The sequence below is a fragment of the Streptomyces sp. NPDC001933 genome, from assembly GCF_042890955.1.
Classification (GTDB): Bacteria; Actinomycetota; Actinomycetes; order Streptomycetales; family Streptomycetaceae; genus Streptomyces.
On record NZ_JBIASS010000018.1, the window covers coordinates 199210 to 215054 of the forward strand.

At 66.0% G+C, this 15845-nt stretch carries 15 protein-coding genes and 1 pseudogene; 14 read left to right on the forward strand and 2 right to left on the reverse strand.

Going from position 1 to position 15845, the window contains the following annotated elements; all coding sequences use genetic code 11:
• Positions 1-35: 35 nt before the first annotated feature.
• Positions 36-839, reverse strand: coding sequence for a hypothetical protein (locus ACFYY7_RS34280; RefSeq protein ID WP_388667739.1), 804 nt, complete (start codon positions 837-839; stop codon positions 36-38).
• Positions 800-1267 (reverse strand): GNAT family N-acetyltransferase, encoded by a 468-nt coding sequence (locus tag ACFYY7_RS34285; RefSeq protein ID WP_388667740.1) that lies wholly within the window; start codon positions 1265-1267, stop codon positions 800-802. The genes ACFYY7_RS34280 and ACFYY7_RS34285 overlap by 40 nt, the downstream gene beginning before the upstream one ends.
• Positions 1268-2472: 1205 nt before the next feature.
• Between ACFYY7_RS34285 and ACFYY7_RS34290 the strand changes: the two genes are divergently transcribed.
• The 14 genes and pseudogenes from ACFYY7_RS34290 (at position 2473) to ACFYY7_RS34355 (ending at position 15510) form a co-directional block, all read left to right on the forward strand.
• On the forward strand, positions 2473-2841 hold the full coding sequence (locus ACFYY7_RS34290; RefSeq protein WP_388667741.1) for a hypothetical protein: 369 nt from the start codon (positions 2473-2475) through the stop codon (positions 2839-2841).
• Positions 2842-2966: 125 nt separating this feature from the next.
• Positions 2967-3320: an SH3 domain-containing protein gene (locus ACFYY7_RS34295; protein ID WP_388667742.1), complete on the forward strand. Its 354-nt coding sequence runs from the start codon at positions 2967-2969 to the stop codon at positions 3318-3320.
• Between the two features lie 212 nt (positions 3321-3532).
• Complete coding sequence (locus tag ACFYY7_RS34300; protein ID WP_388667743.1) at positions 3533-3859, forward strand: SH3 domain-containing protein; 327 nt, start codon at positions 3533-3535, stop codon at positions 3857-3859.
• 243 nt (positions 3860-4102) lie between these two features.
• Positions 4103-4309 (forward strand): hypothetical protein, encoded by a 207-nt coding sequence (locus ACFYY7_RS34305; RefSeq protein ID WP_388667744.1) that lies wholly within the window; start codon positions 4103-4105, stop codon positions 4307-4309.
• A 576-nt stretch (positions 4310-4885) separates the two neighbouring features.
• A complete protein-coding gene (locus ACFYY7_RS34310; RefSeq protein WP_388667745.1) occupies positions 4886-6190 on the forward strand; it encodes a collagen binding domain-containing protein in 1305 nt (434 codons plus the stop codon).
• A gap of 120 nt (positions 6191-6310) precedes the next feature.
• Positions 6311-6430 (forward strand): annotated as a pseudogene (locus ACFYY7_RS34315) (hypothetical protein); the annotation flags it as partial.
• A gap of 91 nt (positions 6431-6521) precedes the next feature.
• Positions 6522-7688, forward strand: coding sequence for an acetyl-CoA carboxylase biotin carboxylase subunit family protein (locus tag ACFYY7_RS34320; RefSeq protein WP_388667746.1), 1167 nt, complete (start codon positions 6522-6524; stop codon positions 7686-7688).
• Between the two features lie 109 nt (positions 7689-7797).
• On the forward strand, positions 7798-8916 hold the full coding sequence (locus tag ACFYY7_RS34325) for a GNAT family N-acetyltransferase (RefSeq protein ID WP_388667747.1): 1119 nt from the start codon (positions 7798-7800) through the stop codon (positions 8914-8916).
• A 956-nt stretch (positions 8917-9872) separates the two neighbouring features.
• Positions 9873-10133, forward strand: coding sequence for a DUF3263 domain-containing protein (locus ACFYY7_RS34330; protein WP_388667754.1), 261 nt, complete (start codon positions 9873-9875; stop codon positions 10131-10133).
• Between the two features lie 567 nt (positions 10134-10700).
• Positions 10701-11177: a DUF4262 domain-containing protein gene (locus tag ACFYY7_RS34335; RefSeq protein ID WP_388667748.1), complete on the forward strand. Its 477-nt coding sequence runs from the start codon at positions 10701-10703 to the stop codon at positions 11175-11177.
• A 794-nt stretch (positions 11178-11971) separates the two neighbouring features.
• Positions 11972-12562, forward strand: coding sequence for a hypothetical protein (locus ACFYY7_RS34340; protein ID WP_388667749.1), 591 nt, complete (start codon positions 11972-11974; stop codon positions 12560-12562).
• Positions 12563-12930: 368 nt separating this feature from the next.
• A complete protein-coding gene (locus ACFYY7_RS34345) occupies positions 12931-13707 on the forward strand; it encodes a hypothetical protein (protein WP_388667750.1) in 777 nt (258 codons plus the stop codon).
• Positions 13704-14144, forward strand: a complete 441-nt coding sequence (locus ACFYY7_RS34350; RefSeq protein ID WP_388667751.1) for a hypothetical protein — start codon at positions 13704-13706, stop codon at positions 14142-14144. The genes ACFYY7_RS34345 and ACFYY7_RS34350 overlap by 4 nt, the downstream gene beginning before the upstream one ends.
• A gap of 808 nt (positions 14145-14952) precedes the next feature.
• Positions 14953-15510 carry a hypothetical protein gene (locus tag ACFYY7_RS34355; protein WP_388667752.1) on the forward strand — a complete coding sequence of 186 codons (558 nt, stop codon included), beginning with the start codon at positions 14953-14955 and terminating at the stop codon, positions 15508-15510.
• The last annotated feature ends 335 nt before the right edge of the window (positions 15511-15845 follow it).

Sequence of the window (15845 nt, forward strand, 5' to 3'; positions counted from 1 at the left end):
GTGCCGCGTCCAGTCGCAGTCAGCCGTCAGTTCTCTCAGCTGCACCGGGGACCGGGTGGCGGCTTGGGGGGAAGTATGGGTTGGCGTTGGGCCTGAGGCGGGCCCGGCTGCGGTGAACAGGAACGTGAGGAGCGGACATCCGGGTCGTCCGTAGGCTGCTGCCCGATCGACCTGAGCCGTTCGGCGGAATCTTCCATGAGCTGTTGCCCGACTGCGCGGATCCGATCTACGGAGGATTCCACAGCCGCCTTGGTAACCGGCCCGTTCTCACGTAGCTCGCCTATCTCGTCGTAGAGGATGCGATAGTCCGCGGTAGCTTGCTGGGGATACTCGGGTGCTATCGCCGCTGCCACAGGCCTGCCGAACGATACTTCTTGCACGATGTCTCGGTGCGTGCCGCTGCGCCAGGCCATGCCGGACAAGTTGATGGCGATGTCTGCAGGATCCGTGTACTCGACGTACTCCGCGGTCGACTCGTACTGCGGCATCCCGTCGCCGATCAGTGGCAGACCTTGGTAGATGACATGCGTGGCCGACCGCGGTGAGCCGCTTTCAAGGAACAATTCCTGCTGGACGACATCGTCGAAGGCTGTACGAGGGTCGGCGTTCCAGAAGCCAGAGAAGGCTGTGTTGCGGGGCAGGTTCCCATGCCCGATGTGGGAGAGCAGCGCGTGTGCCCGGTCCGCGGCGGGACGGTCTGAACGGTGGACGTACCGGTGCAGCCCCGGGGGCAGGTACACCAGCTGTCCTGCATACAGATCCTGTCGGGCAGGATCCAAGGCTGCTACAGCCGCCCGGCTCACGTACACGGAGTCGTAGCGATGGAACTCCTCTTCCAACCGCTGTTCGTACCGGTACTCGGCCTCACGGTTGCCCAGCAGCCCGTACTCCCGGTTCCAGTCCGCGTTACGTTGCCGGTCGGCGCCGACGCGGGACGCTTCGAAGAAAGCCGCCCACTCCTGAGGCGGACGGTTGTGAATGTTCCGCCCGGGCGCGGGATCCCGGTATCTGTTCCACCAATGGCCCCATCGCGCGTCCGCCGGCCGTGGTCGATCCACGCGTCCGGGTACGTGTCATACACGGCGTCCATCATCATCGTGGCCAGACCCCGGCCCCGAAACTCCGGAGAGACGAACAGGAGTGAGATCTCCACGGCCAGAGCGTCGGGATGCGTGTAGAAGTTGATGTTGCCGACAGCACGCCCGTTGCTCACCGCGATCACATGGCGGCCCGGCCAGCGGTGCTCGGGCTTCCCCTTCCAGTCCATGAAACGCAGCGACACAGCTCCGCCGGGCGCGGGTCTCGATGCCACGAAATCAGGAGGGACGAGCCCGGGTCGGGCGGGAGGCAACTACTCGCGCCTGCACATCACCGTTGCCAGGCAGCGCTCTCAGCAGTGCCTCGGCCTCGCGTGCCAGGCGGCTACGAGAGTCACCGGGGGAGAGGCCCGGCATCTGGGAGAGATCAACCTCGGCCACGGCCTGGATGGTCACCGTCACCATCGAAGAGCCCACTGCCGGCCCCTGCTCGGGATGGGAGCGGACGTCAACGACACATCTCACCTCGCCGAGGGCATCAGGGTCGTAGGGGGACGCGTAGCGGATCTCGGCTTCCCCGCTCAGAAGAGCCATGAGCCGGTCAACCTCAGCAGGCGATCCAGTCATTTCCAGACGGGTGAACGATGGAACAGGGGGCGGCGAACTCAACTTATCTCAACTCCCTTGATGCCAGCGCTAGAACACAGGGTAGGCCTCCTGGGGTTCGGCATCATGTGTTGTCCGGAGAGCGCGTGCACGTTGAGCGAAGTGAGAGCGCTCGAAGTGGTGCGGGCCATCGACGACGACGTGCGGTGCTCGGTCCGTGGAGAGATGATGGCAGGTTGATCCGAGAGGCCGATGCCGCGTTGGCGTCCGATGGCTGTCCGCGCTGAGTGTTGGCGGCCGCGCAGATAAGTTCCGACGTAACGGACCCATGATGTCTCCGCCCACCTTGTCCTGCCGTTCGGCGACCGGACGACGAGCCAGCGCCCTGTTCAGGTATTCCGTGTCGGTGATGTCTCTGCGGCCCATCTGCGGTGCCCGCTGTGTGCAACCCAGCGTCTGGCCCCGCTCCTCACCCGAACCACGCTGACTGGGTTCGACGGCGGCGCCGGCCAACACCAGTAGCCCCGAAGACACCATTGGCAGCGGCAGTGATGACCAGCGCGAACGCTGGCTGAATCAAGGCCACAGGTCGGCGGAGTTGGAGATTCTCATCCCAGTGGCTCACCACGCCCCTGGGCCGCACATGGACCTCCGGCGACGTCTTCACGGTGCACCTGGTCCATCCCCTCCTGCGGGAGGTTGGGATTGCGTCTCCCGTCCTCCGGGAGCCGCACAGCGTAGGGCTGGCCCTGCGTTGTCGCCATCAAGGCTGCCCCTAAGTCTCGGACCGGACACCAGTTCATGTGGCCTGACCCGAAGGAGATCCAGCATGGCGTTGATGAGCGTGCGTCGTACCTTGCCCGCCGTCTCCATTGCGACGGTCCTGGCTATCGCGGCCGCGGTCCCGGTCGCCAGCGCGTCCGCGGCCGGCCCGGTCGGCGCGAATGCCTGCCAGGGCTTCTCCGACCCGCAGCACAAGACGGTGAAGGTCGCTGCCCTCAACCTTCGGATCGGACCCGGCGTCGGCTACCGGGCCAAGGGATCCCTCGCACGGGGGGACCGCCTGTTCGAGGAGTGCTACCGCGACGTCAAGAAGGACCGCTGGTACCACGTCAAGCTCCTGGCGAAGTCGCACAACGGCCTGCCCAAGGGGGCTACGGGATGGGTCAACCGGAAGTACGTCCGCGACACGTACTGATCACCGGGCGCACGTCAGTGGGCCTCTGAAAATTCTCATTGCTCCGCTTCAACGTTCTATCCGCCCGCATCGCGCCCAAGCGATCAGGCGACCAGCCCTCTTCCACACCGAGAAGGACAACAACCATGAAGCTTCGAACGCCCACCCGCCTCGCCGCCACGGCCGCGCTCGTGCTCTCCGCAACGGCGGGACTGGTCGCGACCACGGCCTCGGCGGCCAACGCCGCCAGCGAGCCGACCTCCTGCACGACCCGGTTCGCCGACCACCCCGGAACGATCAACGCCAACGCGTTCAACTTCCGCAGCGGCCCCAGCTCCAGCTACTGGAGCAAGGGCTACCTCTACAAGACCGACAAGATCAGGCTGAAGTGCGCCCGCAGCGACTGGTACTACGGCACCCTCACCGCCCGCTCGAAGTCCGGCCTCCCCAAGAACACCAACGGCTGGCTCCACCGGAAGTTCCTTCTCCACCTGGCCTGACTCGCCACCAGCATCACCGCGAGCTTATGGGTTCCCGATTCCCGTGTCGGAATCCACTCCGCTATGTCGGATAGCCAGGTCACGGCAATGTGTCCCAGCTACCCGACTAAGTCGGAACTGTGTCGGATCCGACATCGGATCGGAGGCCCCGACGGAAACTTCGAGAAAACTAATGCAACGAATGGAGAGTAATGCGCGCACGAATAGCAGCTATGGCGTTGACAGTCTCGACCACGCTTCTGGTGGGAGCGACGGTTGCCATCGCTCCGGCCGCGGCCGCCGTCGGAGGTAACTCCAAGTGCACCGCTGACTCCAACCTCAACGGCAAGGTCTACGTCCGCACTGTGAACCTCCGCAAGGGGCCAGGCACCTCGTACGGGTCCTACGGGCAGCTGACCAAGGGCGCCCGGGTCTATGTCGACTGCTACCGGCAGCTGGACATCACCAAGCAGCCTTGGCTCTACATCAAGGTCAATTCCGGCGCCCACGCCGGTCAGCGCGGCTGGGTCCGCAATGACCTCATCAACTGGCCGCTGTAAGGCCCTTCCCATCCATCAGCCAGATGTGAGATTCCGAATCCCGCGTCGGAATATGCAGGTAAACCCCCTGTGTCCGCATCCGGTTTTCGTCCTGCGTTGCGAGAACCGACACGGAGACGGGACAAAGACGACGACACACCACGGGAATCGCCCGACAGGCGCTGGTCAGAACAGCGGCCTCCGACTGGCGGGTAGGGAATTTACAAAGCTGTAGGTTCCCAGGCTCCGTGGCCACAGGCTCCGGTGTCAGGTCAAACGCTGAGCGGCACGGACCCCGTCAGGACTCAGCGTGACCACACCACCATCGAGCCGCGGATGGACAACAGCGAGCGTCGGTCCAACTGCAACGGCTCCCGCCAGATGCCGCCCATCACCTTCAAGGCCGCAAGTGGCAAGGCGCTCGCGGACACCGAAATCCACCTGGACCGGGACTTCGATGGCAAGGGCTAGCACAGGTGCCAGTACACCGGGCTCCCGGTGATCTAGGGACTTCACCCACGGCCGAATAGCCGTAAGCACCCAGAGTCCCCTCCACTCCCGCCATGCGCGGCCCGCCATACCCCGACCACTCGCCGCGTACTCGAAACAGCCACCTTCCGTTCCGTCCAAGGAGCCCTGTCCATGCGTTCCCGCACCCTCCCCCCGATAGCACGCCCTGCCTCCGTCGTCGTGGCCGCGGCAGTAGCCGGAACCCTTGCCTGGGGCGCACCCACTGCATCGGCGGCACCCCAGGCCGACCGCTTCGGACCTGGCTACGCCATACCCGATTCTCAGGGGAATGCTGCTACCAGTCACATCGGCGCATACGGCCCGCCGGGAGTACAGGTCTTCGGCGATATAGAGACATACTGTGCAGATCCCGAGAAAAGGGGACCTGGCGGGGGAGACAGGTATGGAGCCCCCGTAGCCACCAGCCACTGGACCTCCTCGGTGACAGGCAAACAGGTCCCCGCCGCCCAGATCTCGTACGCGAGCTACGTGATTGGCCGGTACGGCCAGACACGGAATGCTGCGCAGGCTGCCGCTGTGGACGCAGCGGTATATGAGATGCTCGCCGGCGGCACGTACGGGATCAACGGTACGCGCGGCAAACAGCGCCTGGCCTACCCGAACGTCTCCCCTTCTTCGCGTGGCCTGGCGCTTGGCTACATCGCCGAGGCCAAGAAGTACGCCGGCCCCTACACCCTCGCCGTCACCCCCAAGGTAAAACAGACGCCGCCAGGGCAGAAGATCGAGGTCACCGTCGCGGTCATGGCCACCTCGTCCGGAGCAAAGGTGCCCGGAGTGAAGGTCACACTCACGGAGGCCGGCCCCGACGGCGAGCACGGGCAGGTCACCACGGGTAAGAACGGGGAGGCGACGTGGTCGTTCACGGCTGATGAGAAGGGCGAGGCCAGCGTCTCCGCAACCGCATCTGAACTGCCCGGCTCCCAGCTGAAGGTCCTCAACCCCGTCGACACCCGGGCCCAGCGCATGCTGCTGACTGGCGACACCACGACGGCCAAAGCAACCGTCAGCGTGGATGTCATCCCGGCCTCCGGAGGAGTGCTGATCCGGAAGAAGGACCCGGAAGGCACCAAGCTGGCCGGGGCCACATTCCAGCTGCTCGCCCAGGACGGCGATATCGTCGCCCAGGGCAAGACTGACGCCGAGGGCGTCCTCGCCTTCGAGGGCCTGCCCCCCGGCTCCTACCGACTGCGCGAGATCGATAGCGGCAGCCCCGCCCACGGCACGGTCCCCGACCAGGACATCACCATCACCGAAGGGAAGAACTCCGCCGCCAACCCGATCGTCGTCATCGACCCATTCAAGCCAGCCGAACTCCAGCTGAAGAAGATCGACAAGGACAGCCACAAGGCGCTACCGGGCGCAGTCATCAACATCGCGGCGGACAAAGTCGACGCCGGCGGACAGCACGTTCCCGGCAAGAAGGTTGCCACGCTGACGACCGGTGCGGACGGCACCGCCGCGGCCAGCCTCGAAGTCCTGTTGAGCGCTGGCACAAGATACTGGGCGACCGAGATCAAGGCCCCAGCCGGCTACGAACTCAACGCGAGCGCACAGCAGTTCACTGCCAAGCCCGGCGCCCTGGTCGCCATCACCATCGAGGACGCCAAGACCCCCCACCCCCCGGCACCTTCTCCTCCTCCCGCCAGGCCCAAGCTGACCGCCCCGGCACCCGCTGCCGCACCGCAGGCCCAACTTGCCCACACCGGCGGCGGCAGCATCCTCTGGGCGGTGACCAGCGGCGCGATCCTGCTGGCGGGCGGAAGCGCCACGATCTGGGCATCCCGCCGCCGCCGCGGCACATCCGACACATCCGCCCCCTGACACCCAAAGCCGGCAAACGCGCTCTTCCCAGCCTCGCCCCATCCAAACCTGCGAGCACAACAGGAGAACAACGCCCCTGCCCACAGCGCCGGCCGATCACCCCGAACCCGGGACGACCCAATGGGCCCACACCGTGCCAAGGCGCTGCATCACCGCCGACCGCAAGCCCGGCGGGACCGTGCTCGACCATTCAGCGGCTCCGGCACCACCGGACCGGCAGCCCGGCAGCTCGGCCGGCGGTACGTCGGCACCGACCTGAATCACAACTACCACCAACTGGCCATCGACCGCTTCGCCCCCACCAACTCCCCGCCGACAACGGAGCCGCACAATGAACCACCCGAGATCCGAGCCGTCACCGGCCCTTTTGGTGATCGGCTCCGGAGACCGCGACTATCGCGGCTACGCTCTGCAGGCACTCGCCAAGCAATGCCGAGTGATACTGATCGACTCCACCGTCCCGACATGGCAGCGCCCCTACATCGCGGGACATCTGGTGGCCGACCTCCGGGACCAGGAAGCGGTCCTGGCCGCAGCCGAGACCGCCTCCGCCAACTTCCGGGTCGAAGGCGTGCTGACCTGGCACGAGTTCGCCGCAGTCCACGCGGCAACCACCGCACGAGGCCTCGGAGTGCCTGGTTCGGAACCTGCGGGTGTACGGGCCTGCCGTAACAAGGCCGCAGCCCGGGCAATCTTCGACGCCCATGGTGTGGCGTCGGCGCGGTGGGCGCCTGTGAGCGACCTCGCCGACGTGCGGATTGCAGCCCACGACCTCGGCTACCCCTTCGTTCTCAAGCCAGCCTCCGCGGCCGGAAGCGCGGGAGTGATCAGGATCGATCGCCCTGCTGACCTCCACGAAGCCCTCGCCTTTGCCGCAGCGGCCGCCGCAGGGCAAAGTCAAGAAGCCCAGGGCATGCTCGCCGAGGAGTACTTGGACGGACCAGAGGTCAGTGTTGAAGTTGTCTCCCACCAGGGCCACCACACAACTGTCGCAGTGACCCGCAAGCAACTCGGCGCCCCACCGTACTTCGAGGAGACTGGCCACCTCGTCTCACCGGCCCTTGACGGGCCGGAGACGGACGAAGCCGCCCATGTCGCTACCCAGGCCCTGGACGCCCTCGACATCACCCACGGCATCAGCCACGTCGAGCTGCGCCTGACTCGTAGCGGCCCTCGAATCGTAGAAGTCAATCCCAGGCTCGGGGGTGACCTGATTCCTCACCTCGTGAACCTGGCCACCGGAATCGATCTGATCCGCGCCGCCGCCGACCTCGCCCTCGGCCGAGTCCCCGACGTGCGTCCGAAACGCCACGCGTCCGCCGCTATCGGATTCCTATACCCGACCAGCGCCGGACAGCTGCGGTCCCTGACCGTGGACCCATCACTGGCGGCGCACACGTGGTGCGAGCGAGCCGTACTCGAACAGCAACCCGGTGCCAGCGTTGCTCCCCCACCCGGCTCCGGGCTTGACTCCCGACTGGCCCCCACGTCGTGGTGACCGCCGAGACACCGAGCCAGTGTCGAAGCCGACTGGATCGCGCCCTGAGATCCGTGCATGCGGACATCGCCTCGCCCGCGGCGCCTCTCGGCGAAAGGGCAGCCATCTGATGCCCACCACTCTGGCCCCACAGCCCGCGTCCCAGGTGACTGCCCGCTGGCACACCGATGTCGATGCCGCTCCGCCGGACACCCAACGCCCCCCGCACCCATCGCGCACCCGCGCATGGGCGAAAGCCTGGCAGCAGGTCACTACCGAACGTGTCCTGTCCCACCAGCACGTGCACCTCTTCGATGAGACCGCCGGCATCAGTGAGACGGTCTCCTACTACCACGTGGATCCAGGAGGAAGCCCGTACTGGAACTCGCAGGAGACCGATGCGGCCATGGCACCGGTATGGCCCGGCCCCGTGCTCTGGGCAGGAAGCCCCCACGCCGAATACGGAGGCGCAGGCACATCGACATCCCCCCTCGCCCGCGCTGCCATCAGCGCCGGTCAGGACCTCGCCGCCCAGTACGGGGCTTGCGCCGTCGCCTTTCCTGGACTCACCACTGCGCAGGCAGCCCTCCTCTCCGAAGCTGGCCCGGACACCCCGCTCAACATTGCAACCGATGTTGCCTTCACACGCCCTCTGGGCAACGACCTCGACAGCTGGTGGGCTGGCATACCTACCCGATACAGGCGCGAGGCCCGCCGACAGTGGCGCCGCGGCACGGAAGCAGGACTCCTCCTCAGGCCTCTCACCGGCACCTCGATCCGCGCCGCTCTGGGGACCTTCACCGACCTCGCCAACGGCACGGCAGACCGTCACGGAACCCACCTTTACGGACATGAGATGCTTTACCACCTCACCGACGTCCCCGGCGCAGTACTCCTCGCTGCGACGCACGACCAGCATCTCGTCGGAGGCCTCTACGGATGGCTGCATCATGACTGCCTCTATCTGTGGGCATCAGGGATCGACTACAGCCACCCCGCCGCTCGCTGGACCTATACCTGGCTGATGGGAGAGGCCGCGCGATGGGCCATCGACCACCATGCGACCAGGATCGACGCAGGACGATGGAACTGCCGGGCCAAGACCCACCTTGGCTACCAGCCCCAGATATTGCGCACCGTCGTCAGCTTCACTCAGCCCAATCAGACGGCTGCTGCTGCACTCACGCGCCTGTCCAGCCGACTCGAAGTGTCCGCCACCCCCTATCTCACCTCCGGAATTCGATGGTGACCCAGCCCTCGCGGTTAGTCTGGCTGAGCGAGGCTGCAACGCTGCCGAACCCGATCACGCGGTCGGTCACACAGACCCGGATTCACTACGCATGCAGCTTGCCCAGGCGCCAACAGCGGAGGACCAAAAGTCGCGGGACCACCGAGCAGAGCGCCATGTGACTCCCGAGCCTGGTTCACGGGGACCTCACGGGCCTGCTCGACGGGTGATCACACTCAACTTGAGCCTACGCATAAACGCCTCTGCCAAAGGCCTGTGAAGAGCCTGGCCATCACGGCCGGCAGACGCGCTGCCCAACCCGGTGCAGTTGAGGGAAGGCTCTCGGTTCGGCAACGGCCGAAGCGGAGAGTGTAGATCCCCCGAGCACGGCCCAGCGCCAGAAGCCGTGCCTGCAGCAGCGCTGCGCATCACTGCCCTGCCATGCCGCAGCCCCATCCCATTGCCCCAATCTGCATTGCCGGCTGCTGCACGTCGAGCTGAGCAAAGTTGCAGGTCAGAGTGTCATCCAGGTGAGGAAATCCGGCATAGGTTGTTCGCCCGGAAACATGGCGGCCGGGTATTCACCCGACGGGCAGACCGGCATGGACGGCAACACTGGCGCCATCAACGGGGCATCCACACGATTCCACCTGGCAGGCCAGTGATCCCCTTGCCTGCCAGGTCAGACATCCACCGACTGGCGAACTCCGGTCCCGCGACCAGCAGCCCCCAAGACCCTAATCCCGCCCGACTCCCGGAACACCATCCGCCGTACCACAACCTCCTCGAACGGCACTGATGCGATGTCACGCCAAGGAAAACCCACCGATACACATTCGCGCGCTCAGCAGCCGCAACGGGAAGCGCAGAACACCGCGCCTGGGAACCACTTCACGCCCTACAGGCCGACGCATTCCTACGAAGGGCTGGGCCCGCTGGCCAGCGCCGTCCTAGCCATGCAGGCACACCTCAACTCGATGTCCAGGCCGTGGTCGAGGGGGATCCACGAGCGGCACATAAGAGAGGGCATCGGCATCTCGCCCACCCGGTACTGGCAAGTCCTCACGACCTTGCTGCGCAGCCCCGAAGCGCGCAAGGCCGAGCCGATCGTTATGCGTCTCCTGGAAGAGAAGCTCAATCGCAGACGCATCGCTCGAGGTGAACCCCCGCTGAACGTGACAAACGGCCCCATGGCTGGCCATGAGGGCTCCACCTCCAACGGCCAACAGTTGCCGTGAACTGCTCGCGGTCGACCCGGCGAAGGCGGAGTGAGCCCGCATTTCGCCCCGGGGGTTGACGCCGAGGACGCACTTGCGGCCACCGCCCTGCCGACGAAGTCGTCCCAACGACGGCTTTCCGCATGCGAGTTCCCGCACTCCGGATGGCACGGTGGCCTCACGGACACCGACTGCCTGGGTGACCGCCCTGATCCTGCGCGGGCGAGCGACCGGCCTCCACCTCCTATCTGCAGACGGCGCTGCCGCACGTCGAGAGGCCGGAGTCGCCCCGAAACTCGCTGACAGTTGGGCCTGATACTCCTCCAAACTGCGTACCCGAGTGTGCGGCGCTATGTCGTCGACAGGCGCGGGGACCGGTTGGAGCGGGCTCTCATCGTGCGCGAGGCCACATTTTGGCTGGTCAGAGCCACACCCACATCGTTCCGATACCCGTACTGTCCTCCATACGGCCCACCAGCGGCCGGTAGACCGCTCCCGTAACGCGCCGACCATGTCGCCGACGCCGCCGAGGCAACCCGAGCAACGGGTACTGCGGTCCCCGACCCACAGGACAGATGGGAATCCCACGTGCACCAGCCGCACTCTGCCTTCGGGCAGCACTACGACCTTGTCGCCCGAGTCCGGGACCTGATCAAAGAATTCGGATATGCCACACCGACCGTGGAGCCCGATCCCACGACGGGCACCCCCGCATTCACCTACACGATCGGCCTCCGACTCCACACAGCCCATGACGGATACGAACTGGTCACAGCGGGGCTCCCCGCAGACCTCGCCGGATCAATAATTCAGCGCACCGTTGAATGCCTTGCTGCCCAAAACATCATCCCTTCCCATGGCCTGATCCTCCCCCAGATAGCGGGTGAGTACTCGGTCCGTCTGCACCGCGCGCGCAACTGCGATTGGTTCATCAACGGCATGCGCACGCTCGCCACCCCGGCAGACCCTGAGGTTTGGCAGATCCTCGTTCCGGACAAGCACGGCGTCTTCCCGGGTGACACGGACTACCCCGCTGACCAGTTGCGCGCTCAGCCCCTGCTGTAATCCGGCACCCGGCCCGGGGCGTACCGACGGACGCCCCGGGCCAAGGCTAGGTAAGGACTGCGTAACGAGCAGGGGCCGTGGCTCCGCGTTCGTGGTGATGCCCGTCGAGCGCGCACTCCTACACATGGAGATGGCTGCCCATCGGGCGGCACGCCGCAAACGCCCTACCTCGTAGCCCTCAAGCCACGGACCCAGATATCGCCTGGCGGCACGCGCATCCAGAGACGCGGCACCGCGCCGCCGCCTGGCGATAAGGCCATCCGCCCCCTTCGACCTGACAGGGACACAGTCGCTCGGCGCACCCATGGCCTACATACAATCCCTCATGTCTACTGCGTCCTCGACCGCGTTTCCGCTGGTCAGAGCCTCCACCGCGCGAGACTCAACGGAGTAGCGTCAGGGCAACTTGACCAACCGAAGAGCCCGACGGTGATTGTCACTCTCCGCAATGGGTTCTCGTCTGACTTTCCACGTCCCTCGCACCCCCGACGTTCGAGTCGGGGGTGCTGTCGTGCGCGGCGGTGCGCGGGCCCGACGCCCGAGCGCCCCGCCCGCCGCCCAACCAGTTTCCCGGTTCACCGCCAAACGATGACTGGCACCGCAACACCACTGTGTCACCTACGTATTGGCTGGTCAGAGGCATGCTGTGGTGTGGCGTTCGGCTGTAGGTTTTGGATTGTGCCGGAGGGGCGGACGACGCCTTCGAGCCCCGCCCCTCCCGCCAATCACCGCCTCGCCGTGACTCCTCACTCTTCTTCGCTCTGTCACTCCGCTCAATGACATGGGAGATCCCTATGGACAACTGGACTTGGTTCGACCCGACCGTGGGCGTGCTGCTCATGCACCCCAGTGAGATCACAACGGGGATGTGTCTGGCCCATGAGGTCGCGGCCCCCGACGGCAGCCGGGATACCGTCCTGAGGCCGGTGTGGGGCATAGGCTGCGGTGGAACCCATGAGCACCCCGGCGGGATCCGCTACAACTTCCGGACCATGGACGGCGAACTGATCACGGCGTCGTCGAATTCTCGGGTGTGGGCGGTGCCGGAGATCCTCCCCGAAAACCTTCCCCCATACGGCGGCATGTGGATCACCAACCAGAAGTTCGGGATGCACGACCACAAAGCTGGTGTTCTGGGGGACCGGTACTTCTACCAGCGCACATGCGCTCTGGACACGTTCACGGCTCCTGACGGGCGGGCATACCGGCTCCTGGAAGGCCGCAGCACCCGCCACGACAACCGCCTTGACCCCGACGAGGGGCGTTGGCACTGCTACTGGGTGTACCGATGGGAGCAGGGGGTGAAGTGGCTCGGACCGAGCCGCGAAGTCTCGGATCTGGCCTATGAGCAGTTCGAGATGATCCGCAAGGGACGCGCCTGGTGACAACCGTGCACAGCACCCGAAGTCGGGCCGATCTGCGAGCGACGAGGACGGCGACTTCGGCACCGCCCTCGACGGGCCCCAAACGTTCCATCCCCTCGCAGGCCCCCCGCGCCATAGCCGAGGACGCCCACACCCAGCACTGACCCAGGCCACCGCACGTCCTTGTCCGCGCCCCGACTCGGGCAGGGACGCGCGGAGCCCCAGACATTCCGCTGACAAATCCCTAACCACCGATTACCGCAACTCCTCAGTCAGCAGCCGAAGCGTCCCCAGAGAACCAGGCAGCCATTCATTCGGAGCCACAAACGGCAAACCACATCAGCCACCCCCAATCCTCCTGGACCACCTCACCTTCTTTAAGGACCACCATGCTCAGCACCATCGTGACGCCCATCTCGCACTCAGCCACCGTCCTCTTGGCCACCCTGACCGCCGTCGGCGTCTCTGCCTACTTCGACCACGAGGAACGCGTGATCTTCGCTCACCCTGCGGCAATCCCGCAGGAACAGGCCCTCGACCACATGCACGTCATGCTCGACTGGGAGACGACGGACCCGGAGCAGCCCTACGCAGACCGCGCGCTCCTGCGCGCCACGATCTGGCAGCCGGACGGCGTCCCCGACTTCCACCCGATCGATACGGTCTACACAACCCCTGCCCGCCGCCCCCTGGCCCAGGAGGCCGAAGCGTGCGCGCGGGCCGTCGCGCAGTGGCTGGCCGAGCCAGGCACCACCGCCGGCTCCGTGCTACTGGCCGCGCTCGCAGAGTACGGCATCACCCCCGGCAACGGACTGCCAACTAACTCCGGTCAACCCGCCGACACCTTCGACATCCCGGTGCCGTTCTCCCGCGACAACTGGGGACGGCTGTCCATCGCCGACCGATCGTGCTCGGTCCGGCACGTCCCAGCCGCGCACACTGGCTGGTCGATGTTCCTGCACGACGAGCGTGGAGAGCCAGTCGGTGACCCCGTGTTCATCACCGGGACCGGCGGTCTGGTGGACTGCACCGAGGAATCTGCCGCGCTCGCCGCGGTCGTCGCCGATTGGCTCACCTCACCCGTCTCCCGGCACTGCGACTGCTACGCCCAGGAACGCCACGCCCCCCATCACGACCGCAAGTGCAACCGGTACCGGCGACCGTGATCACCCGACTGGAAACGTGGTGGAGCGTCGGCGTGGAGTCCTTCGCCGACGACGGCGGATACGACCGGGCCGAGGTACCCCGAGAGTTACTCGAATACATCACCGCGTCCATCACCGACATCAAGGCGCTGGACGAGGCCGAGGGGTGGGCGTACGGCCACGGCCCAACGCGCCCCCGGGTCATCGGCGGACGGGTGCACATGGCGCTCGCCTGGCGCTTGGAGGTTGACCGTGCCGCATGGGCAGCCGTCCGCGGCCTCGACCCGCGCGGCGGTGTCCGCCACGACTTCGCCGAGCACATCGCGCACGAGCTCATCACCCTCCCCTCAGTATGCGAGACGGACGCGGTAATGACCGCCCGCTACGCCACCGGCCGCGGCATCGTCAGGCGCGCCTGGACCTGGGAGGACCGGCATCCCGACTCCCGCACGACCTGACCGCTGGTCAGTGCCCGGTCGGACCCTCCGGCCGGGCCGGAAGGAAGACACCATCTGACGACCGTCCACGGGCGCGCAGATCCCTGACGCGAACGACAACCTCGTCTCCCGGTACCCCGCCACCCTGCGGCCGAGCGGCCTCACCTCGGCGTTGTGTATTCGCAGGTCAACGAGCTTCCTCGGACTGTTCACCGTGACTAGCGTTCACCGCGTCACAGCCAGCTGTGCCGCTGCCACCGCGGACGCCACGCCACCGAATTCACCACGCGCCGGCCTCGTCACCGCTGGCACCCGACGCAGCGGTACTCACGGCATACCCAGACGCCATGCGGATCATCGTGGCTGGCTGGACTGACACCGGCCTGTGCCGCCCCTAACGCACCCCAATGCGGCCGCCGCCTGCCCGGCGGACGCCCACCTCCTGAAGGGCACCCTCATGAACAACAACTCCGGACCCCGACCGACGGCCATCGACCCGCCAGGATGCGGCTGCAACGAATGTCTTCGAGGCGAATACATCCCACTCGACTGCGCCACAACCGACCACATCGCCGCGCTACTCAAGGGCACCCTTCGCAACCACCTTTCCACGGGCACCGCGCTCACTCTCACTGGTACCTCCTCGCTCAGTAACCCCAGCGGAGCCCTGATCGCGGGCACTGTCCGGGTCGAGTACGAAGAGGGAGATCACCACCTCACCTGGGACCTCCACCCCACACTCTGAGCATCCCCTGACGCCAGTCACTCCCCGATCCGCCAGGGCGCCCCGCTCCGACCCCAGGCTCCAGTCGAAAGGAAGCTCCACACCATGACCTCGACGCTCCCGCACCCGCCGGGCACCGGCACCCCGAAGAGCAGGCCTACGATCACCTGGCTCGACTACGTGAACGCCGTACGCACCATGCGCGCAGACGGGCGCTCCATGGCACGCCTGATTGCCGATACCCTCACCACCCAATACCCCACTGCCGCCTACCTGGTCCTAGAGGAAGACGACGACAGCGACATTCTTGGACTGCACAGCATCCTCGACGCTGATGGTCGGCTGCTCTACGCACTCGGCGATGACCACGCCTGCTTCCCCAACCTGCCGCCCCACTCACCCCTCGCGCAGGCATGGGCACCCCTCAACCCGGCGGACCCCTGGACCCTGTTCAAGGCCATTCAGTGGCTGCACCAGACTGGGTTTCTCTTCGACCAGGTACCCGAAGACGACCTGGACGACGACGCCCCCGCCGAAATGACCTGCCTGCTGCTTTCCACCGCCGCACGCCCCGCCTGGTGGGATCGCACTGACGACGTCAACGACCGGGTTCTGCGCCCCTACAGCGCCCCCAACCCCCACCAAGCCAACGAAGACTCCTGACTAGTTGCGCGGCCGTCGCTTCGACGGCCGCGCCCCAACTGTGGTCATCGCAGCGCGATTACCACCCCACCCCTTTTCTTCATCCCATTGTCTAGGCAAACCGCGAAGGCGACTTCCTCAAGGCCTTGGACGTCATCAACGAGCACGGCCGGACCACTGACCGGAATTCGAGCCCGACCCCCTCCACCCGGACAATGACTCATTGCCCACATCGCACCCAACCGCCCAGCAGTTCGCCGAGCATCTGTGTTTCCTGTCACCGGTTCAGGGACTGTTTGGTGTGGTGTTTTTGCTGGTCAGCGCCGTGCTTTGGGGCTTGATTCAGTCTTACTGTT